Genomic DNA, 20,620 nt, shown 5'->3' with positions numbered 1-20,620 from the left:
TTGGACACTATTTTTAATTTATTTCACCAATTCGGATCAATTTTTACACCAATTGATTCGAGGAATTTTCTAGGGGACTTATAGTGAAGACCGCCATGTATTCTTTCGAAATTATAGAATTTTTTCCATCTTATCATTACTTGTTTAAATTCTTGTAGGCTTTCAAATTCAAATCGTTGACATACAGCACTTTCCAGAATTGAATGGTAGGCTTCTATATGTCCATTCTGTTGAGGTGTTGCCGGTTTTGTAAATTCCTGAGTTATACCTTTTTGTTTTAGATATTCTTGAACTATTAAAGCTTCGAATTGTGAGCCATTATCGTTTCTTACTATAAATTGCTTTGGCATCGGATAAGTTTGTAAAATTTGTTCAAATAGATTTATTACATCTTCAGATTTAATAGAATTTGCGATGTATTGTCCCAATTGCCATCTCGAAAAAACATCCAAAATTGTCAGTACTTGCGCATTTGTGCGTTTTCCTTGGATATATACATATTTAATATCAAATTCTAGGAATGCAAATTCTCTTTGTACAATGGGAACGAGTTCTTTTACCCAGTTCCTACTTATTCTCTTGGTATTACTGCGTTGAAATTTTAATAAATTGTTTTCCTTCATGAGCTTATAGGTTCTATAAGCCCCAATTCTCAATCCCTTTTCTTGGTTTAAATAGCGGTAGGTTTTATAATACCCATAATCCACAAATTCGCCCTCCAGAAGTGTTTTAGTTTCTTGTAAAATATAATCCATATCAAACCTATTATTTTCCATATCATATACATAACCTGAGGCCCTTTTCCCCGGTTTTGTACCTGTAGAAATGTAATAGTAGCTGCTTCGAGGTAAATCTACATGCTTTAATACTAGATATTTAGGCCTCCCTTGCTCTAGAAATTCGTCAACTACCTGGATTTTTATTTCTTTAGAGATTGACTTTTTTTTAAAAGGGAATCTTTAATTTGAATAGCTAACTCTTTTTCAGCAACTATCCTTTTTAGAGCTTCGTTTTCACGACGTAATTGTTTGAGTTCACGCTCGGCATCTGTCATTGCTCCTGCTTCCAAGCCACTTTTGCCTAACTTCTCAAATTTCTCTTTCCAATTATAAATACTCACAGTAGAAACCCCAAATTCTCGCGATGAATAACTTACGCCGTGCTGGATAGAATGAAGTACAATCTTCTCTTTCTCCTCCAAAACTCCATGTTTTTCGATGTTTTGACATACACAAATCTAATTAATTGTTAACTTAGTTTTGTGTCCAAGTTTTTATCGAGCTATTAGGAAAAAAGGAAATATTAAAGTGTTATAAGCTCCCATTTTATTCCATCCTGAAACAAACCACACCACATTTTGCTACCCCACCCACCCCATTTCTATATACGTACAAAATGAAAATAAGACTATTCAAAATCATCAACTGCCATAATTTTCATAGAAATAACTCCGTTAGCGAATCCCTTCCTCTATTCGTTAAATAAACCAGATATGTTGGGTCGAATGGCAATTCCACCCTTCGGGTGGCGGGGCATTTGATCGTCGGGGATTTGGTCGAATTGCCATTCAACCCTACGGGTGGGGAATCTCTCGGTCCATCATAACTGATCGGTACTTCATGCCCCACTCTGCGATGGCATCTATGACCGGTTCTAATGACCTACCAAACTCGCTAAATTCATACTCCAAGCTTATAGATTAGCGGCTAAACTAATCCTTTCCTATAAAAGGCTGTTGCGCAAAAAAAGGAGACCACGAAGTAGCAGCGAAGCTAAACTTTCACTTTCTCACTTAAACCGCAATTGCACCAAACCCCTGTTAGCTGCAGGCCAAATTTGATTTTTTTAGATTTTATATTCTGTTATCTTAGTAATTGTATTTTTTCCAGCAGACTTAAATTCTATGAAATATGCAAAATTTATAATTTGATTCTTCAGCTTTATTTTTCCATTACAAGCTCCAAGTTTTCCATGGCTCAAAATTTCCTCTATAACTAGTTCTTCAATTTTTGATATTCTAGAAAAATGTTCTTTTAATACATCAAACAAGTCGATTGAATTTTCACCAAAACTAATTAAGCTGAAATTTTCATCGAGTATTTCTCCAACTTCTTGCCATTTTTTCTGATATACTGATACAATAAAATCTTTAATTATTCTTCTTTTCGGTGCGTTATCACAGTCTACTGGAATTGTAATTTTCATAAAAAGGGATTTTGCGGAATGCTTGTTCTTGGCTTGCGGCTAAACGGTTCGGGGCTTGGCGAAGTGCGGGACTTTTAGCACTACTCTTCCATCGAAGCACCAAAGTTCAAATTTAGCACAAATGTTCATACGAAGCACTTCGCCCCGCACTTCGTCAAACCCTTTTTATAGGCTGCCTTTCTTCTGTCTGATTAGTCCAATTCCCAATGTCAAAAGTCCCAAAGTCAGTATTACAATGCCAACATACAAAATGAAAATCAGTCCTGTCGGTTCGGTAATTTCTCTGCCGATAGCTGCTGCAAAAAAGCCCAAACTAATTGTAATTGCTGAAATTGGAAATGAAAGCCTGGCAATCCATTTCCAAGTGTTGGATAATGCGATGTGGTCGGCAAAAAGTTGAACCAACAATGCAAGAATTACTAAAGCTCCTGCGTGGGCGTGTCCTGCTCGGAACATTGATTTCTGAAAGTCCGTCAGTTGCAATTGTTCCTGTTGTCCGCTTAAAACGGTGAGCAAAAAATACCCACCGTAAATAATTGTCGGAACGGAAAGTAAAATGTAACCGCTTATTTTTCTTGCTTCGCTTGTCATACTTATTATTGTTTAAAAGTTGTTGGTGCTTTGTCTAATTTGCTTTTTATAAAAATCAAAGCGGTTTCTTCGTTTTTCATAAACGGTATTTCCTTGCCGTCTTTCTCTTTGATGAGTTCAACGGTTTCGGTCAGTATGCCTTTTTCATAGTCATAATGCTGTGTAATTCTAAACTTGTTATACGGCATAAACTTACTTGCATTGGGAACATACATTGTCAAAACGGATTTGCGAAACTCGATGTCGGTTGTTCCCGTTCCGTTACCCAATGATGAATTGATTGTTGCTTGCACTTTTCCATCAATCAGATTTTTGTAAGCAACTTCAAAATACATTGTCTGGTCACGGTCGCCCGCTTTACCGTCATAATCGGGGTGAATGCGGTGTAGTGATTTAACGGATTTCCAATGATTGTCGTAGCGTTTTTGAACAACGTCAAATTGGTAATCGTAACTTTCGGCTCTTAGCCATTGTCCATTTTCGTAACGGTATGCCTTGCTGATACCATTCCAAATCATCGTGTAAGTATCGTCCTGCTCAATCGAACGACTAAGCGGAACGGTTACTTGTTTTGAAGTGCTGCAACTTGTCAAAACCATAAATATTATTGCTGTTGCAGAAGAAATTACCTTTTTCAATTTAAAACTTTTTTAGTGAAACATTAAATTTTACACTGCAAAAGTCTCAAAGGCAAATGAGGAAGAGATTGACAAATGTTACAATCGTTATTTCCCTGCAATCTTTTTTCGTAAACGGCTTAAGCTTTCACGTTCAAGTCCTAAATAAGAAGCAATATGATAAAGCGGTATTCTGTCAAAAATGTGCGGTTGATTTTTAAGCAAGTCAAGGTATCGCTGTTCTCCGTCTAAAAACAAAAAACTTTCAACTCGTTGGGTTGTCATTTTGTAAGATTGCTCGGCTATCATTCTGCCAAAGCGTTCCCAATTTTGTGATTGGTTGTAGGCATCTTGTAACGCTGGCAAATTGAATGTTACAATTTCAGTGTCTTCCAATGTCTGAATGAAATAACGACTTGGTTTACTTTGTAAAAAGCTGTCGTAGTCCGTTACAAATTCGTTTTCAAATGTAAAATGTGTATTGATTTCTTTGCCGTCTGCAATATAATATGTCCTGAAACAGCCTTTATTTACAAAACCGATTTGCTGACAAACTTTTCCCGCACTTAGAAAATGGTCTTTTGTTTTAAGTCGTTTTGTCTTTAAAAATGGTTCAAAAAGCGAACAGTCCTTTTCCGTCAGAAAAGAAACCTGTGTCAGCCAATATTTAAAGATATTAAATTCGTCCATTGTCTGTTTGTTGTTCTTGCGGATTGTCGTTTAAGGTTGCCCATAGCGTTTTCGGGTATTGCCGCAGTTGGCGATTTGGAAGCACTTCACTGTCAACCTGCACAAAAATTTGATAGGAGCACGCAGCTTCTATTTTGCACGTCACCGCCAATTGAGGCAACACGCTGTTACCGGTTCGTGCTTCTTTTCTGTCATATTATTGTCTGTCCATGTTGCACTGCCTTTGTGCGTTGGCTTGGTGGCTCTTTTGCAAAACTTGGCTTGTGTGTTGGCTTGAGCGGTTTTGCAAATGTGCCACCAAATGCGTTGGCTTATTTTACTTTTAATTTATACTTGTCCTCAAAAAATTCATTCAATATATTTTGGTCAGTCTCTTTAATTAAAAATTTCTTTTCTTTATCTGTCAGCTCACAAACTCCGAAATTCTTAATGTAATTTCCGTTCAATGAATAATAGTCAGAAGAGTAGGGCTTACTTGTTGTCTTGATGTAATACCAAAAGATATTGGATTCCATTATCTTTTTTATGATTTTCATTTCAGTCTCCGAGCTACCTATAACTGCTAATCCGTTGTAAAAAAGTAAATCGTCATCAGAGTTAATAATAAAATTTGGTGTCCTGTCCGAGTACTTTGGGAAGAACATTTTGTTTTTAATCTTCTCTAACGATTGAGTTCGTCCAAAAGCAAACCAGTTTTCATAGTTTCCTTTTCCTTTGTCTCTTTCTGCTAAAATCTTTCTTTTGTTTTGCAAATATTTATAAGCTTCTGGAAAACTTTCCTTCATTAATTTTTCATCAAGAAGTTTGGGTTTTTCTTGTTGGTCGTAAGGGAAGATAACTTTCTCTTTGAGCCTGTTTAAGCTTATCTCACGGCTTAACTTATTCGAGTTTACAATATCCTTGCAAATGCCTTTTTCAATCTTGTAAAGACTTCCGTTTTGTAGATAGAAAAAGTTCTCGTCTTCGTCTACTGGTCTAAATATATAAATATCATTCTTTAATGTCGCAATTCCGTGTCTAGTTTGATATAGTTCGCCAAAAGGAATTCCTGTTGATTCAATTTTAGAAATGGTCTTGTTGTCCTTTAAATTCCAACCTTTTTTAGAATCAAGAATGTTGTATTTTATTTTCTTAAAAGTGAGTTTACCCGCCAGCTTTTTTGTTGCTGATTCTGTGTACGAAATGAATTGCTGTTCCTTGTTTTCAATGAAACAAATGCACGTATAAGTGTTCTTGGATTTAAAAACCTGCTCAGAGCCAAAGTCTATAATTGAAATGGCAAGTTCATTTCTTTGAAAATAGTCTCTTAATGCCCTTCCGTTCAAACTTTTGAAAAATGAATTCATAGTAATGAATCCTAGAGTACCATTTTCAGCCAAATTTTCAATTGCAATTTGAAAGAATGGAATATATAGGTCTGAATTGCCAGATTGACAAACCTCCCAATTCTTTAATTTTTCTTTAGTTTCTTTTTCAAGATTTCTTGCACAAACATATGGTGGGTTTCCTAGAATAATGGAAAATCCATTGAAGTTAGCTATCGCAGTATTCCAATCAAAATCTAGGGAATCACCCTGAAATAAGTTGAACTGAAATTCTTCTATATCTTCTCCTGATTGCAATGCCAATAAGGAGAGAAGCAACTTAGTTCGATTAACTGAATACTCTTGGATGTCTAAACCGAAGATGTGGTCTCTAAATATTTCTGAGAAAGTTTTGCCTGTTCTCTTTTTTAATTCAATCGATGCATTGAATAAGAATCCACCGCAACCCATTGCGATATCGGATATTTTAATCGAATTGTCTATGGCATTATTTTTCTTAAACGCTTCTTCAACAATGAATGTCCTGATTTTTTGAGGTGTATAAATCGCACCGTTTATGATTCTGTCAGCAGGAGAAATCACAAATTCAAAAAGTTCTATCAGTTCTTCGAACCCAAATGCTTTTGTATCTGTACAAATCGCTGATATAAATTTCAGAAGTGATGAGTGTTCATCCTGACTTTTGCTACTTATGGAATACGATTTAAGTAGTTTATTTTTCTTTAGCTCTAATTTGTTGATTTCAAGAAATGCGGAAATAATAAGCCTGTCTACATCTTTTGGAGTTGTAGAATATTGACTTAAATATTTGAATGCATTTCTCATACTAAATATGGACAATTTAATTTAGGATCCCACTCCATTGGGTTCTTAATCCAAAAGTTTTCCAGCGAATTAAAATAAGGTCGCCAAATTTTTTCTTGATAATCTTTACAAAGGTTTACAAATTGTCTATTTTCAATAAGTTTTGAATATGTTGATGGAGAGAAATTTGATAAAATAGTACTCACTCCAAGAATCAATTCCATAGGTAAATGCATCATTCTTGGAACATCTAATTGCAATGTTTCTCCGTGGTCAAATTCTTCTTTGGGTTTTATTTTACTGTTCTGAACATATTGCAAATGATACAAAGGGTGAATTTCATTTGTTTTACCACCATTGTGTCTATCTATATGAAAACCTAAGTAATGGACTTTGCCTGTTTTAGAATTAGTACCTCTAATAAGACTTCTAAAGTTTAAAGAACAAAAGGGGTCGTTTAACTTATCCCATTCACTAATTTTAGATTCTACGTCTAACTCTATAATAACTTCAACATTTGTAAAACCAGTTGGGCTTATATGTTTTAAGGTAGATTGATCAACCTTGAATTTAATATTTGAAATAGTATAGCCCCAGAATCCATTAGGTAAATGATTTTTAAAATCAACTGAACCATAAGAAATGGAGAGGTTGCTAAGGATTGACAGGAAATCCGTAACATCCTTTTTCCTTTTAGATATAAAAGCTTCATTTTTCATATCTTCTATAATCCTATTTCTTTCTTAATAAATTCTATTCTTTCCATTTCAGAATGATGTGGTTTTAATCCTCTGTCGACAAAGCCTTCTCTTTCTAAAATTGCCAGTAGTGATATCACCTTACTTTCTTGCCAAGGTTTTAAATCCGCAGTAGTATGAATCTTGAAAGCTTCCAAAGGGTCAATTGGCACTTTGTATCCCTCACAGATTGACCAAAATTCTGAACTTGTACAAAATTTCAAAGGAGAAGCGTGTACAAGTTCTTGAAAACCAGTTTTGGCGTGTAAAATTTTTACTCGATTTTCCGCGTTCAAAAAAGCTAGCTTTTCACCTGAAATATGACTAAACCAGTCAACTAATCCATCCGCCCACCAACGTTTCCAGCCTTCCGCAAACAAACCTTTATATCTAAAGCCATCTAAAACCGTAATACAAAATCTCTCCCAAACTTCTGAAGGTGTTTTGGCTAAATCAATGCCTAATCTAGCTGCTAACATCCTCTCGTTTATGAGAGGATTTGTTTGATGGAAAAAATTCTTAATAACAAAATGTGTAAAATCATAAGTAACAGAGAAGTTTAAAAGCTTTTCCACGATTCTCTCATCTATGACTTCTAATTTGCTTATACCAATGATTTCGGCAGGGTCTCTTTTTGTAGCTTGAATCCAGATATACCCATCAGCAAGCGATTTTAATTTGGTTGAAATTTTTTATCCAATCAGGCTCTGGGTTCGATTTGCTTAGCTTGTAATCAAATAAATCGTGGCTAGTTCTATCGGAATCGTACGTTTGTTTAATTTTCTCCTCAGTAGAACATAGGACAATTGGAAAAGAGCGTATATCACCACGAGCGGAAATTGAACGAAGTTCTGAGGTTATTGCGGTGGCGTTGAATTCAGTTCTGTCTTCTCCTGCACCATCTAATCTCAAATCAATAATTAACCCATCAAACTCATTACTATTACAAGCTCTTTCAAGCTCTTTTTTCAAACTTCCAAAATCACGAAATGCGGATAAGTTAAACCTGGCAACTTCAACTATTTTAGTGTCATTGAAGCCATTAAGAGTTGAAATTTCTGAACTTCCGTTTTCATCATCTATATATAAATATCTTGGTTTACTCATCTTCTTTTTGATTTTTAGGAATTTCAATTCTTATAGTAGTACTGTAGGATTCAGGAGAGTTAGTTACATATACATCACCTCCGTAGAATTCAACAATGTCTTTTACAATTTTCAATCCTAGTCCGGTACCTACTAAACTTTCTGCGTCATTCCCAGAGTGGTTTGCTGCTGATGTAGTTGTAAAGAAGGCATTGAAAATTACATCCTCATTCTCTTTTGGGATTCCATCACCGTTGTCTGAAAATTCAAGAAAAACATTCTTTTCATCCTTGCCACAGTGAATAAGGATTTTTCCATCCACTTTTTTCCTTACAATAGCTTTTTTAGAATTGGTATAAAGGTTAAATAATATAGATGCCCACTCTGATGGGTGCATAGGTGTAGTGAACAAATCATACCCATCAAAAATTGGTTTTTCCAATTTTATATTAGCCCTTTTTAGATTGTTATCAATTACAATACTGAAGTCTTTAACGACATCTCTCAATTCAATAGGTTGGAGTTCACGTATTACATTTCTGGAAATCGCTTTATCAAAATACGAAGTATAAGAAGTGAATGATTTAATATTAGTACCTAATAATTCAACTCTTTCATATACACCTTTTATGTCCTTCACAGCATTTTTCAAAAAGCTTATTTCTGCATCAAACCCAGGGAGAAACCTATGTACCTCGTGAATAAACTCACCGATAACTAAGCCAAGTCCTGCAAGAATTCTAAGCATATTGTTTTCATCAATTAATGCTTGATTTTTCCTCTTTTCTTCTTCTCGTGCTTGCTTAAACTCTTCAAAAACCTGCTTTGCTTTTTCTTTTGATTTGCCTGTACCAGATTTTTCAGAAGAATTTTCTTTTGTTTCCTCCTCTGTGAAGAACTCCTCTAGTTCCTTTACTGCGTTATCGGCCTTTTCTGTAGGGTCAACTTCCTTTCTTTTGAAATTCTTTTGCGATGCAGTTGCCTTTCTATCTCTTAATTCTGCTACTTTAATTACTGCACTTATAATAGACCTATAAACAAAGTCTACTAACTCCTTAAGGGCATCATTCTCAATTAAACCTTCTCTACTTGAAGTTTCTTCAAATAATCCTTCTTTGTCTTGTAATTCAACAAATCCAAAGAAACTTCTATTCATATGGCGTGCTAAAATAATTTGTCTGTTATTGGATTTATCTAATCCCAACCAATCATCCCCTTGCTCTCCATAAGGCAGTACACGGAATCCATTTCTATATAATCTAATTCCACCTGTTTCATAACTCAAATCACGAATGAACGTATATGTTCCTGGTGCAAACAGAGATGGCTCATAAATGAAATAGTGAGTTTTGAAATGAAGCCCTTTTATAAGATTAAATTTTGCATCAGTATTTTCTCGGTTCTTATCATCATTACCTATAAGAAAGACTTCTTGAGGAAAATTAAGTTTATCACTTTTCAATGCCCAACATCCTTGACCGTCATCTAATACATATCCTTCGATTTCAGCAAGGGCGTGTTTAAAAATTGCTTCTTCTTCGTCAATAATTGGAATTAATTCTTGTCCTTCTTGTCTGAAATAGTAGCTTTTAAAGCCTGGGTCTATTGATGATTCTGCTTCATCTTTATTCTTTTTTGATAATGGGAATGGTTGTAGAAGTTCAGAGGTATATCTAAAAACCCTTCTAATCATAGCATCTGACCAACCATCTCTGAGGTTTTCAATAATTAATGTAGTACCTTCTACTTTCGACTTTGGGATTACTTCAATGTTATTTGAGACACTCAGTAAATCCTTGTCCGTTTCAAAATCATTCCAATTGATGGATATTTTAATTGATGATTCACTCTTAGCTGTGTGAGTAATAATCGTTAATCTACTTCCCAATCTCTGAGTTGCAAAACGACCAATTCCTTTTCTTCCTGCTCTTGTTCTTTTATATTTATCAGAAACTGGATTATGAATTTTATCCGAAGAGGATAGTCTCATAAAACCGTTAATCAATTGGTCTTTTGTCATTCCGGTTCCATTGTCTTCAATGGTCACCGTACCGCCAGCATTCCAAGCGTTTTCAAAAACTAAATTGACTTCTGTTGCATCAGCATCAAAAGCGTTTTTGACTAATTCAGAAACTGCTGTTTCGTGTTTTCCTACTAATTCTTTTCCAAGTCTGTTTATTATTCCCGCGTCAACAGAAAATCTAACTTGACTATCATCAAGTTTTGCAATCTCACTAGATAGAGCTAAAATCACATTATTATCGGAACTTTCCTTCTGAATTTCTTCAGAAAGCTTTTTCTTAAGTTCTAATATTTGAGTTGCATTATCCATTTATTTATTTCTGTTCGTTGTTTATCAAGTCAGTAATCTGAACACCAAGTAATTCAGCAATTGAAGCTAATGTATTCAAAGTAGGTTGTACGTCATTAGTGCACCACCTAGAAATTGTTGCTTCGTTTTTACCAAGTTGTTCCGCAAGCCATTTACTGCTTAGGTTCTTCTCAACCAGTACTACCTTTATTCTATTTATTGCTTTTCGACTCATCTAAATTGCATTCGGTGCAAAGATATTGATTTTATGTGAAACTAATTCGTCTTTCGGTTGGTGCGTTGGCTGTGAGCGTTGGGATGCTGCTCTTTTAATTTTGCGAAGGGTTGTCATTTTATCTGTCAATTTTCTGTTCGTTAATTGTCGGTCGTGTCGGTCTTTTAGATTGAGTGCTAAAGTTTTACATATTGGCGATGGTGGGGCATTTGAAAAACGTCATTCCAACATTTGCACTAATGCCCAATAGAAATACAAATGTTGAGTTTACAACTGTCAGCCCCACTATTGCCAATACGATGTTATGCACAGGTGTTCTTATAGTCATTTTAAAAATTGTTAAGGTTAACACCATTGTTTAATAGCCAATTGTTATCAAGTTGTCCAAAGTTTGGATTATTATTATGAACCCAATGATGTAAAAGGGCATTCATTCTTGGATTTCCTGCCAAACCTTGTCCAGATGGTGAAAAAATATTTGTCAAAAATCGCCCTGCCATACAATGATGATTAACGATTAAGTTCCATTGAGCAGCCCAAATACCTGTCGGTCGTCTTGTGAAATAAATTGCCTTGATTTGTGGATTGTCGCATAAGTAGTTTATTATATTTTGTGTATTCCAAATAACTTGTCCTAATGCGTTTAGTTGTTGCAAGCCGCCGACATTTCCGTTCTGTCCGTCTTGTATTAAATTATATTCCACTCCATTGAAAATCACATTATCATTTGGAAGCAATTGGTAATTTGGATTGTTGTTATGTAGGACCTCAAGAACTAAGTCGGAGAATGTCAGTTTTAATCTTAAACATAGCTGAAATATCTCTTGTAATGTCGGGTTGAGTATAGCAGGTGGAATACCGTTTGGCGGCATTCTTCTGTTTAGAATTACAACTGCGTTGTGAATAAACAAATTCTTAAAAGCTGTCCAAAAAAAGTTTCTGCCATAAAAGAAATCAGCAAAATTTGCATTAGGTGTGTCGGGATTAAAAGTCCCAACAATCATTACTTCAGGCTTATAAGGAGTTATGTCAAAAATGGCATTGTGAGTTTCAAAACCATTTCCAAAATTTGTCTGATAGAATTTATGTTGAATTGGCATTGTCGTTTGTTTGCTAATAGGTGGTTGTCGATTTACACTTGTGCATAACGGTCCGCCTATTGGCAATAGTGGCGGAGTGGAAAGCCAAAACTTTCAATTCCTGCACTGAGCTTGTCGACCTGCACTGAGCTTGTCGAAGTGTGCAACTAAGCTAATCATCAGCCTTTTATTTTTTCTAAATTTATAAAAAAGGAAATATTAAAGTGTTATAAGCTCCCCATTTTATTCCATCTTGAAACAAACCACACCACATTTTGCTACCCCATCCACCCCAATTCTATATACGTACAAAATGAAAATAAGACTATTCAAAATCATCAAATGCCATAATTTTCATAGAAATAACGCCGTTAGCGAATCCCTTCCTCTATTCGTCAAATGAACCGGATATGTTAGGTCGAATGGCAATTCATCCCTACGGGTGGCGGGGGATTTGATCGTCGGGGATTCGGTCGAATTGCCATTCAACCCTACGGGTGGCGGGGGATTTGATCGTCGGGGATTTGGTGGAATTGCCATTCGACCCTAGGGGTGGGGAATCTCTCGGTCCATCATAACTGATCGGTACTTCATGCCCCACTCTGCAATGGCATCTATGACCGGTTCTAATGATCTACCAAACTCGCTCAATTCATACTCCACGGTAATAGGTTTACTGGAAACCACGGTCCTAATGAGCAGTTGATTCGCTTCCAGGTCTTGCAATTCCTTCGAAAGCATCTTTGCTCCTATGCCCTTCACCTCCCTCTGCAAATCCATAAATCGCATCTTCCCTCCATAAAGCAGTGTGCCTATGATGTGGATCTTCCATTTCCCGCTTAAAAGATCCATTCCGTCCTTTACCGAGCTCTTTCTAAAATGACAAAATTCCATACTACAAATATAAGAATCCGCTCTTAAGTATACTGAATTATAGCACTTTCCTAAAGGGAAGTAATGCCATAAATGCACGAAAACACCCCTACTTTTGGACATTAAAATTCAAACACAATGAGCGCAAGAACTGTAGTAGATGAAATGTTTTCCGCCTTTGAAGCAAAGGACCTGGAACGAATTGTAAACACGTTTAGCGAAGACGCCACACTGATCTATCACGGCACCCAAAAGATGCCCGCAGCCAAATTCAAAGGCACAGATGGAGCCAGAGGTTTCTTCTCTTTCAACCTCAATGCCTTTGAGATCATCTATTTCCAAAGAGACGAATACATAGAAACAGAAAACAAGATAGTAGTACTGGGGAAAGAACATTTTAAAAAAGATGGGGCTGACCTGAAAAATACTTGGGTACAGATCTATACCGTAAAAGATCAAAAGATCACCCGAATGGAAGAATTTGCCACTTCCGCAGCACCTGAAGAATATGGTGGCATGTAGGAGATCGCTACCAAATCCACCCGCAGCATCATTATCTTTTGCCCCTAACCACTAGCCTGTAGAAAGATCTGCAGGCTTTTTCTATAATTCTAAAGGATTAATAAGCACGAGAAAAGTTTTTCCGCATATCATCCCTTATAGAAAGTTACAAAAAATTCTGGACATTTCCAAATATTTTTTACCTAATCCTTCTTCCCTCCCAATACATGTTCCAAACCAAAATCTATAATGGAATAGACTATGGGTAAAAGCTCCTTCCCCACTTCCGTCAAGGTATATTCTACCTTTGGAGGAATCTCTGGGTATACCGTCCTTTGGACTAAACCCTTTTCCACTAAGAACTTCAATTGACTGATCAATATCTTCTCACTGATCCCTACTATATTCCGCTTTAACTCCCCGTACCTGACCACCCTCTCATTGATCTGATAGATGATCAAAAGTGTCCACTTCCCACTGATCAATTCCAGTGTCCTCCTCAAGGGACAATTCTCGTCTGAAATATTTATTTTCATTTCTTTAGCTCTGATTATCAAACTATTCCGAAAAAACTATAGTACTATACCAAAAGGTAAGTACTTGCAAAAGTAACTATTACCTCCGAATTTTGCAGTATAAAAACAATCATTTATGGAACACAACTTAGCACTAGTCTCCGCCTATTTTGAAGCGGTAGCCCAAGGGAATTTCCCTAAAGTAGCAGAACTTTTATCCCAAGATGTCATCTGGCACCAACCGGGTCAAGGCGTACAATCTGGAACCTATCAAGGACAAGAAAAGGTATTCCAACATCTTGGTAATCTCATGAAGTGGAGCGAAGGATCCTTCAGCATTGACCAAATAGATTATCTTACCGCTAACGATAACCTAGTAACTGCCTCCATACACTTCAAAGCAGAAAAGAAGGACAAAACCCTTTCCATGAAGGGCATAGATCTTCTTAAAGTGGAAAACGGCAAGATAACGGAAGTATGGTTATTCTCAGAGCATATTGAGCAGGAAGATCAGTTTTGGAACCTTGCTTCAGAAAACTAAAAACCTTTTCCACCGTTCTTATCAAGTAAAAAATTACCCCAGAATTCTGTCGATTCTGGGGCTCTAATTTTTCTTAACTTGCACAGCCCATTACTATCTCTATTGCAATCTTTCCAAGCTTAAAATCTTGCAAACTTAGCATTGGGTTTTGAATGCACAATCGCTTGATAATCATTTCACTGATTCTACCTTTATAACCCAAAATAGTCAATCGCTCATTCGTACAAGATTATTCACCTCTTGAAATTATAATGCTAAAGTTGCCCAAATCTTATCATATACCTGGGTGCATTTTAATCTGCGTTCAGCTATCGGAAAATCAGAAATAAATACAGGATCAAACTGCTCGCCGGCATGAATGGCTCCATGAGACCCTTTCACCACTGTGGCGTCTAAACCTATCACATCCATTCGGTACCTGAAACCCAGCTTTTTCCTGATTAGTTTATATGCTGCCTTTAATTTTACCAAAGGTTGGTGCGGATCCAAAAACATCTCAGCAGGATCATAACCCGGCTTTTTATGAATTTCTACAGACCTAGCAAAATCCGGAGCTTTACCGTCCTCTAACCAGTAATAGTATGTAAACCATGCATCTGTATCCGCCATCAACACCAAATCTCCTGCACGCTCATGATCAAGACCCATTTCCTCCTTTTCCTTAGAATCCAAGACTTGCGCCACCCCATCTATCTTTTCAAAAAGTCCCCTTAGCTCCTCCTTTTTCCTTTGATCTTTGATATAAATATGTGCCACCTGATGATCAGACACTGAAAATGCATCTGATGCTCCTGCATCCAATAGTTCCCTGCCGCTCTCAAGGCGAACCTTGATATACCCCTCAGTTCTCAGAATTCTGTTGATATGTATAGGTCTGGATACCGGATTAATTCCGTACTCAGATAGTAAAACGATATGAGCACCTTTCTTTTGATAATAATTTACCAGCTCTTCTACCAACTGATCCACTTCTCTAAGCTCCTTAGAAATCTTAGCTAAGTCCGGACCGAACTTCTGCAAACCATAATCTAAGTGTGGTAAATAGATTAAAGTAAGCGTGGGATCAAATTTTTGATCCACATACAAAGAGGCATCTGCTATCCATCTGGAAGATCTAATATCAGCATTTGGCCCCCAAAAATGAAACAGGGGAAATGTTCCTATCCTATCCTGCAACTCATCTCTCAGTTCTGGTGGAAAAGAATAACAATCCGGCAATTTCAAACCATCTGAATGATACTGCGGCCTAGGGGTAACAGAATAATCGGCACTCAAATACATATTGTACCACCAAAACATGACGGAGCATGTAAAATCTGGATCAATTAACTTGGCTCTTTCCCAGATTTTCTCCGCTTCTACCAGTCCGTTAGATTGCTTCCAAAACTTCACCTCATTCTCCTTCCTGTCAAACCATCCGTTCCCTACAATCCCGTGTTCTCTCGGTAGCTTTCCGGTTAAATATACAGATTGAGCCGTAGTGGTTACTGCTGGGAACACGGGTTCTACCGTGGCATGACAGTTTTTTTCCATGAAAGTCTTGATAAAAGGTGTGTGCTCTCCTATCACACTTTTGCTCAATCCTACAATATCAATTACAACTGTCTTTTTACCCATGCTATTTCTCTAATTATGGAATCATTCAAAGGAACCTGCAATGCTGGAGGAAGAACTCCCCAGGTATAAGTTTCAATCTCGAGCTGATCTGTAAAATTAGTATCTTTCAGGACTTGGAAGGTTTTGATTATTTCTCCTTGGGTTGATTGAAGCTCAGAATACTCATCTGCAAACAGAGGCACATGATAATGTATACGCCACTCCTCGAATTTGTAATTTTCATAAGCTTCAAAGGCCTCCCCTAAATCACGGAAGGACTCAAAACTACCGTCGAGCCTTTTGGCTACCACCTGATGCAAATAAACCGGCTCATCAAAACGCTTTAATACCGCGAGTTTCTCTTCGGCCCGCGTTTTTAAATCTACCTTTAGCGCTGAACTAACCTGTATCTTACCTGTTTTAATACCTAATTCTCCTAATCTTCTCACCGCCGCTTCCGGCTCCTCAAATTCCACAGCAAAATGGCAAATATCAAAGCACAATTGCACGTGTTCTTTCACTAGCGCTTCTCCCCCTGCCCACCTCTTGCAGGCACTAGGAATAAGAGTATTCATGTACCAATCTATGAATTCTTCACTGTTTTCTAGTACACCATCAGGCTCTGGCTCAATATCAAGATGAAGACTTTTCCCGGTCTCTTCTTTGATTTTAACCAAGGCCTCCACTACATCTAAAATATGCTGAGTAGAAAGTTCTACTGCTTGTTTCAGGGCTACCTCGTCCTTCCACCAATACCTATAGGACAAGGGTGAAGTAGATACTCCCCCTTTATCAAGAAAATCGGGTAAAAGTTTAGCTAGAATTTCAAACAACCGAATGGTATAATCTCTCCTTTCCTTAGTGGTCCAGTCCGGCGCATGTACTTGATCCTTTACTACGGCTCCATGGAATTCACCATATGGAAAACCATTCATGGTAAAAACATAACACCCTTCCGCTTTTAACCATGCTGAGAATGCATCAATATCAAGGGTCAAACTGGCTGCGTGGGATAATCTTAAACCAAGACCAAAAGGCATATCCGGAGATACTGCCTTTTTAATCACAGGAATACTTGAACGAAGTATGGAAAAATGTTCTTCCCAACTTACACCCGGATGTATATTTGTACAATATCCTATATGTTTCATCACTTTATTGTGGCTAGATGATCTAGTGCCAATATTACTTTGTTAAAATCCACTTCATGTACCTCGATACCTTTACCTAATTTTTCTAAAAGAGTTATAGTCAGCATACCACCTAAGTGTTCTCTAAACTCATTTAAACCTTCCCATAAATGGTTTTTATTATCCAAAACAGGATGATAGAGCGAGAACCCTATGCTCTGCAATACCTGTAATACCCTGTCCCTATCCTCCTCCTTTATGAATCCCATAAGTTGAGAATAGCAAACATCCAAAGCAATTCCAATAGCCACCGCCTCCCCGTGCCTTACTTCAAATCCAGTTAAATATTCCAATTTGTGCGCAGCCCAATGGCCAAAATCTAAAGGTCGAGCTGAACCAAGTTCAAATGGATCTCCGCTTCGAATATGTGCCAAATGATGTTCAGCGCTTCGGATGATTTGCTCCTCCATGATAGACTCCACCCCTTCCCTGAGATTTTTTGCATTTTTTTCTAACCATTCAAAGAAGTCCAAATCTTTAATCAAAGCAACCTTAACGGCTTCCGCTATACCCGAAATCTGATCTCTTGGAGATAAGGTCCTTAGAAAATCAAAATCATTAAATACCGCCACCGGTGGAACAAATGTTCCAAGAAAATTCTTCTTACCAAAGTAATTGATACTGTTCTTAACCCCCACCGCCGAGTCGTTTTGCGAAAGTACCGTGGTAGGAATTCGAACCAACTTCACCCCTCTATGGGCAATAGCAGCAGCATAACCTACCATATCTAAGACCGCTCCACCTCCTACTGCTAAAACAAAAGAATGCCGATCAATCCCATATTCATTAATAGCAGCTAGAACTTTCTCTAATGAGTCAGAATGGTTCTTCACTCTCTCACCACCCGGCACCACAAGTAATCCTGCTCCAGGCCAATATTCCTTAAAACTTATATGAGGATGCGCATTAAACACCCCCTCATCCACCACAAATAATACCTTCTTTCTATAGGCTTTTTCCCCGTAATTTTCCAGAAATTCACGTAAAGTGGATGTCCCAAAAAGATTTCGAGTGAAGACTACAGGGTATTCATAGCTAACTTGAAAAGATTGATTTATAACTTTCATTACGTCACTGCAAAATACTTGGATAAAAAGAGGGATAAGGGCAAGAGAAGTAACACAAGAATTGCCATATAAATTTGTCCGCTAGCTCCTATCCATGCTGCATTCATGACAATCAGTGACAGAACCCCTGCCTTCACCGCTTTCCCTATATTCGGACCTATGGGATCTTGATAGGCCAATACCAGAGGTTTAAATATCAAATACGAATGAATACTTACCAGCGGAAAAGCCATAAACCAGGTATCTTGAATAAAAGCAAAAGAAAGTTGGCTTGCGCCCACAATAAGATACAAAATACTGGCTAAGATTAATACACCTCTACTACTTCCATGTACCTCACCTCTACTTACCATGGTAATGGCAGCTATGTAAACCACGGGAAAAATGGCTAAATAATAATATTCACTAAGACCTTCGGGCCAAACGCTCATACCTAGAATAAAATTAAAGCCTCTACATAATCCCATATTCAAAGGACCTATTAAGCCATTATGCTTACTGAATTTATCGTACAAAAGACATAAGATCACGATGCAAACAGCTAAATGGCCACTAAGCAGCGATACTTGGTAGGCAGAAATCACCCCTATGATAAAAAGTAAACTACCCAAAACAAAAGCGGCTTTCAAAGAAACCTTCCCGCTAGGAATGGCCCTTTCTGGCCTTTCTATTGCATCTAGTTCAGCATCAAAAAAATCATTGAAAACAATTCCCCCCGCATATAAACAGGCGGTTGACAAGCAAAGCCAAAGCATAGAGGGCTCCATCAAGGCACCTACAATAGCTGCTCCTGCTAAGACATCACTGAAAGCAGTCACTACATTAGCGGGCCGAATCAACTGCAAATAAGTTCTTACCATTAGCGTATAAGGATATTATCCGGCGATTGTCCGCCTCTTAAAATGGTATTTCCATTAAATTTTAAACTCTGATCAATCTTCATCCCATCTTCAAATTCTGACACTAGAATTTGCCCACTTTGTGCAAAAGCGTCAATGGCATTTTGATAAGTAACCTTAATAATATCATCCTCTTGGATTCCCTTGATTTTCATCAAAGCTGCCGTTTTAGGAACAGCTAAGGGATCTGAAATACCCCAATCTGCCGCAGAATTCACCATTATTCTCTCTGATCCGTACTTCTTCACGATTTCCACCATCCTTTCATTCCCCATTTTAGTGAATGGATAAATGGTGAACGCAGCCCAAAAACCTTGATCCAGAACACTTTTAACCGTCTCTTCATTGTTATGATCTATGATCACCATACCTGGATCTAGTCCATGCTCTAAGGCTATAGCCATACTCCGCTCCGTTCCTTTCTTCTTATCTCGATGGGGTGTATGAACCTGAACCGGTAGAGCAGCCTCTTTTGCCAATTCTAGTTGCAAACGATAATATCTTTCTTCCGCCTCCGTTTGGTCATCAAAACCTATCTCACCCACTCCAACTACACCTTCCTTGTAAATGTATAGGGGTAAAATCTCCATCACCTGCTCTGCCAAAGCCTCATTATTCGCTTCTCTGGAATTGAGACCTATGGTACAGTAATGTTTAATACCAAATTGAGAAGAACGAAAACGCTCCCACCCTATCAAACTGTTGTAATAATCCTTAAACGTGGATACTCCTGTTCTAGGCTGTCCCAGCCAGAAAGCTGGTTCTATGATGGCTCGAACTCCCGCTTCAGCCAAGGCTTGATAATCATCCGTAGTACGTGAAGTCATGTGGATATGAGGATCAAAAAACCTCATATCTTTTATATAGTCGCGGAAGTCTGCATCTAATTTCCCCGCGATCATCCTTTCCTCTTCTGTTCCCTCAAAATGAGAGGGAAAATTACCTTCTTTTTGACACATGTAATTATTCCTTTTCTAAATCTGACCAAGTATATTTTTCATCATTCTCCAATATGGCCAAAGCAATCTGATCTTCCACCCTACCGGATTTCTTCAATTCCCTGAGGTCCTCCATCTTTCCTTCATACTCGAATCCATCTACCAAACGCCACACTTGTGCCGGCACTTGCCGACCTGCCGCCCAGCGCTCATGAGCAAAATCCGATATAGAACTTGCCAAAAGCATATTCTTTCTCTCATTCAAGCCTAAAATTCTATGAATACCCTTATCGTTGAAGATGCATTTCAAAACCAACTGGTTCCACTGGGCTTCCGAAAAATGTTTAGAGGGATATAAATTTTCAAAGGCAATGGCATCAAATACATCTCCGATATTAGATCTTACAGCCTCCGTTCCTCTGTAAACCCATTTTTCAGGAGATTTTAGATACATGAGAGAGGAATAGAGAGCTACAGACTCATTTATTTCCGCTGTATCCCACAAGGACTCCATTTCCATTTCTGACATCTGAGTTAAAGCATACACTCTAACTAATCTATCTAAAGTCCATTGACAAGGAAAACCCAATATTTCTTCCATAGAGATAAGCTTTCTCGAAATACCTCTATGCGCAGCCACAAATAATCGTACTGGCGATACCGCCTTTTCTACATAACTTAGTTCAGACTCGGATGCATGTACTGCTATGCACCGAAAAAAATCCGTCTCTTTCATCTCGCAGTAAATATATGTATTTCCAAAGACTTGCTCATGCCTTTTTGAAACAATTCTCCAATTAATAGGATATGTCATTTCACT

The 20,620-nt window shown here is 37.6% G+C and carries 24 protein-coding genes; 2 read left to right on the top strand and 22 right to left on the bottom strand.

Features of this window, described 5'->3' with window-relative positions:
* Positions 1–23 precede the first annotated feature (23 nt).
* The 15 genes from LBYS_RS02075 to LBYS_RS02010 form a co-directional block, all read right to left on the bottom strand.
* The gene (locus tag LBYS_RS02075; RefSeq protein WP_013407251.1) at positions 24–755 is read right to left on the bottom strand and encodes a DDE-type integrase/transposase/recombinase; all 732 of its coding nucleotides are present in this window, start codon (positions 753–755) and stop codon (positions 24–26) included.
* 164 nt (positions 756–919) lie between these two features.
* A complete protein-coding gene (locus LBYS_RS02070) occupies positions 920–1,201 on the bottom strand; it encodes a transposase (RefSeq protein ID WP_013407250.1) in 282 nt (93 codons plus the stop codon).
* A gap of 372 nt (positions 1,202–1,573) precedes the next feature.
* Positions 1,574–1,690: a winged helix-turn-helix transcriptional regulator gene (locus tag LBYS_RS18545; protein WP_229310444.1), complete on the bottom strand. Its 117-nt coding sequence runs from the start codon at positions 1,688–1,690 to the stop codon at positions 1,574–1,576.
* A gap of 155 nt (positions 1,691–1,845) precedes the next feature.
* A complete protein-coding gene (locus tag LBYS_RS02065) occupies positions 1,846–2,205 on the bottom strand; it encodes a hypothetical protein (RefSeq protein WP_013407249.1) in 360 nt (119 codons plus the stop codon).
* Positions 2,206–2,370: 165 nt separating this feature from the next.
* Positions 2,371–2,796 (bottom strand): hypothetical protein, encoded by a 426-nt coding sequence (locus LBYS_RS02060; RefSeq protein WP_013407248.1) that lies wholly within the window; start codon positions 2,794–2,796, stop codon positions 2,371–2,373.
* A 5-nt stretch (positions 2,797–2,801) separates the two neighbouring features.
* Complete coding sequence (locus tag LBYS_RS02055; RefSeq protein WP_041823381.1) at positions 2,802–3,434, bottom strand: hypothetical protein; 633 nt, start codon at positions 3,432–3,434, stop codon at positions 2,802–2,804.
* 87 nt (positions 3,435–3,521) lie between these two features.
* Positions 3,522–4,103, bottom strand: a complete 582-nt coding sequence (locus LBYS_RS02050) for a Crp/Fnr family transcriptional regulator (protein WP_013407246.1) — start codon at positions 4,101–4,103, stop codon at positions 3,522–3,524.
* 311 nt (positions 4,104–4,414) lie between these two features.
* Positions 4,415–6,253: an Eco57I restriction-modification methylase domain-containing protein gene (locus tag LBYS_RS02045; RefSeq protein ID WP_013407245.1), complete on the bottom strand. Its 1,839-nt coding sequence runs from the start codon at positions 6,251–6,253 to the stop codon at positions 4,415–4,417.
* A complete protein-coding gene (locus LBYS_RS02040) occupies positions 6,250–6,951 on the bottom strand; it encodes a hypothetical protein (RefSeq protein WP_013407244.1) in 702 nt (233 codons plus the stop codon). The genes LBYS_RS02045 and LBYS_RS02040 overlap by 4 nt, the downstream gene beginning before the upstream one ends.
* A gap of 5 nt (positions 6,952–6,956) precedes the next feature.
* Positions 6,957–7,544, bottom strand: a complete 588-nt coding sequence (locus LBYS_RS02035; protein WP_148225745.1) for a hypothetical protein — start codon at positions 7,542–7,544, stop codon at positions 6,957–6,959.
* Positions 7,545–7,629: 85 nt separating this feature from the next.
* Positions 7,630–8,076 carry a hypothetical protein gene (locus LBYS_RS02030; protein WP_041823379.1) on the bottom strand — a complete coding sequence of 149 codons (447 nt, stop codon included), beginning with the start codon at positions 8,074–8,076 and terminating at the stop codon, positions 7,630–7,632.
* On the bottom strand, positions 8,069–10,387 hold the full coding sequence (locus LBYS_RS02025) for a sensor histidine kinase (protein WP_013407243.1): 2,319 nt from the start codon (positions 10,385–10,387) through the stop codon (positions 8,069–8,071). Before LBYS_RS02025 ends, LBYS_RS02030 begins: the two co-directional genes overlap by 8 nt.
* A gap of 4 nt (positions 10,388–10,391) precedes the next feature.
* The gene (locus LBYS_RS02020; RefSeq protein ID WP_013407242.1) at positions 10,392–10,601 is read right to left on the bottom strand and encodes a helix-turn-helix transcriptional regulator; all 210 of its coding nucleotides are present in this window, start codon (positions 10,599–10,601) and stop codon (positions 10,392–10,394) included.
* 329 nt (positions 10,602–10,930) lie between these two features.
* Positions 10,931–11,701, bottom strand: coding sequence for a hypothetical protein (locus LBYS_RS02015; protein ID WP_013407240.1), 771 nt, complete (start codon positions 11,699–11,701; stop codon positions 10,931–10,933).
* A gap of 525 nt (positions 11,702–12,226) precedes the next feature.
* Complete coding sequence (locus tag LBYS_RS02010; RefSeq protein ID WP_013407239.1) at positions 12,227–12,574, bottom strand: winged helix-turn-helix transcriptional regulator; 348 nt, start codon at positions 12,572–12,574, stop codon at positions 12,227–12,229.
* A gap of 117 nt (positions 12,575–12,691) precedes the next feature.
* On the opposite strand from LBYS_RS02010, the gene LBYS_RS02005 reads away from it, so the two are divergent.
* Positions 12,692–13,075 (top strand): nuclear transport factor 2 family protein, encoded by a 384-nt coding sequence (locus LBYS_RS02005; RefSeq protein WP_013407238.1) that lies wholly within the window; start codon positions 12,692–12,694, stop codon positions 13,073–13,075.
* Between the two features lie 182 nt (positions 13,076–13,257).
* On the opposite strand, the gene LBYS_RS02000 is transcribed toward LBYS_RS02005, so the two are convergent.
* A complete protein-coding gene (locus tag LBYS_RS02000) occupies positions 13,258–13,590 on the bottom strand; it encodes a winged helix-turn-helix transcriptional regulator (RefSeq protein ID WP_013407237.1) in 333 nt (110 codons plus the stop codon).
* Positions 13,591–13,705: 115 nt separating this feature from the next.
* Here LBYS_RS02000 and LBYS_RS01995 point away from each other — a divergent pair, with 115 nt between their 5' ends.
* Positions 13,706–14,110 carry a nuclear transport factor 2 family protein gene (locus LBYS_RS01995; RefSeq protein ID WP_013407236.1) on the top strand — a complete coding sequence of 135 codons (405 nt, stop codon included), beginning with the start codon at positions 13,706–13,708 and terminating at the stop codon, positions 14,108–14,110.
* A gap of 246 nt (positions 14,111–14,356) precedes the next feature.
* On the opposite strand, the gene LBYS_RS01990 is transcribed toward LBYS_RS01995, so the two are convergent.
* The 6 genes from LBYS_RS01990 to LBYS_RS01965 form a co-directional block, all read right to left on the bottom strand.
* On the bottom strand, positions 14,357–15,727 hold the full coding sequence (locus LBYS_RS01990) for an alkaline phosphatase family protein (protein ID WP_013407235.1): 1,371 nt from the start codon (positions 15,725–15,727) through the stop codon (positions 14,357–14,359).
* Complete coding sequence (eboE, locus tag LBYS_RS01985; RefSeq protein WP_013407234.1) at positions 15,706–16,857, bottom strand: metabolite traffic protein EboE; 1,152 nt, start codon at positions 16,855–16,857, stop codon at positions 15,706–15,708. The genes LBYS_RS01990 and eboE overlap by 22 nt, the downstream gene beginning before the upstream one ends.
* The gene (locus tag LBYS_RS01980; RefSeq protein ID WP_013407233.1) at positions 16,857–17,963 is read right to left on the bottom strand and encodes a 3-dehydroquinate synthase; all 1,107 of its coding nucleotides are present in this window, start codon (positions 17,961–17,963) and stop codon (positions 16,857–16,859) included. Before LBYS_RS01980 ends, eboE begins: the two co-directional genes overlap by 1 nt.
* Entirely contained in the window at positions 17,963–18,823 is an 861-nt protein-coding gene (eboC, locus tag LBYS_RS01975; RefSeq protein WP_013407232.1) for a UbiA-like protein EboC, read from the bottom strand. The genes LBYS_RS01980 and eboC overlap by 1 nt, the downstream gene beginning before the upstream one ends.
* Positions 18,823–19,764: a TatD family hydrolase gene (locus LBYS_RS01970; protein WP_229310472.1), complete on the bottom strand. Its 942-nt coding sequence runs from the start codon at positions 19,762–19,764 to the stop codon at positions 18,823–18,825. The genes eboC and LBYS_RS01970 overlap by 1 nt, the downstream gene beginning before the upstream one ends.
* Before the next feature lie 61 nt (positions 19,765–19,825).
* A complete protein-coding gene (locus LBYS_RS01965; RefSeq protein WP_049781290.1) occupies positions 19,826–20,536 on the bottom strand; it encodes an EboA domain-containing protein in 711 nt (236 codons plus the stop codon).
* Between the last annotated feature and the right edge of the window lie 84 nt (positions 20,537–20,620).

The sequence above is a fragment of the Leadbetterella byssophila DSM 17132 genome (genome assembly GCF_000166395.1).
Classification (GTDB): Bacteria; Bacteroidota; Bacteroidia; order Cytophagales; family Spirosomataceae; genus Leadbetterella; species Leadbetterella byssophila.
This window is presented reverse-complemented; position numbering and strand designations above follow the sequence as displayed.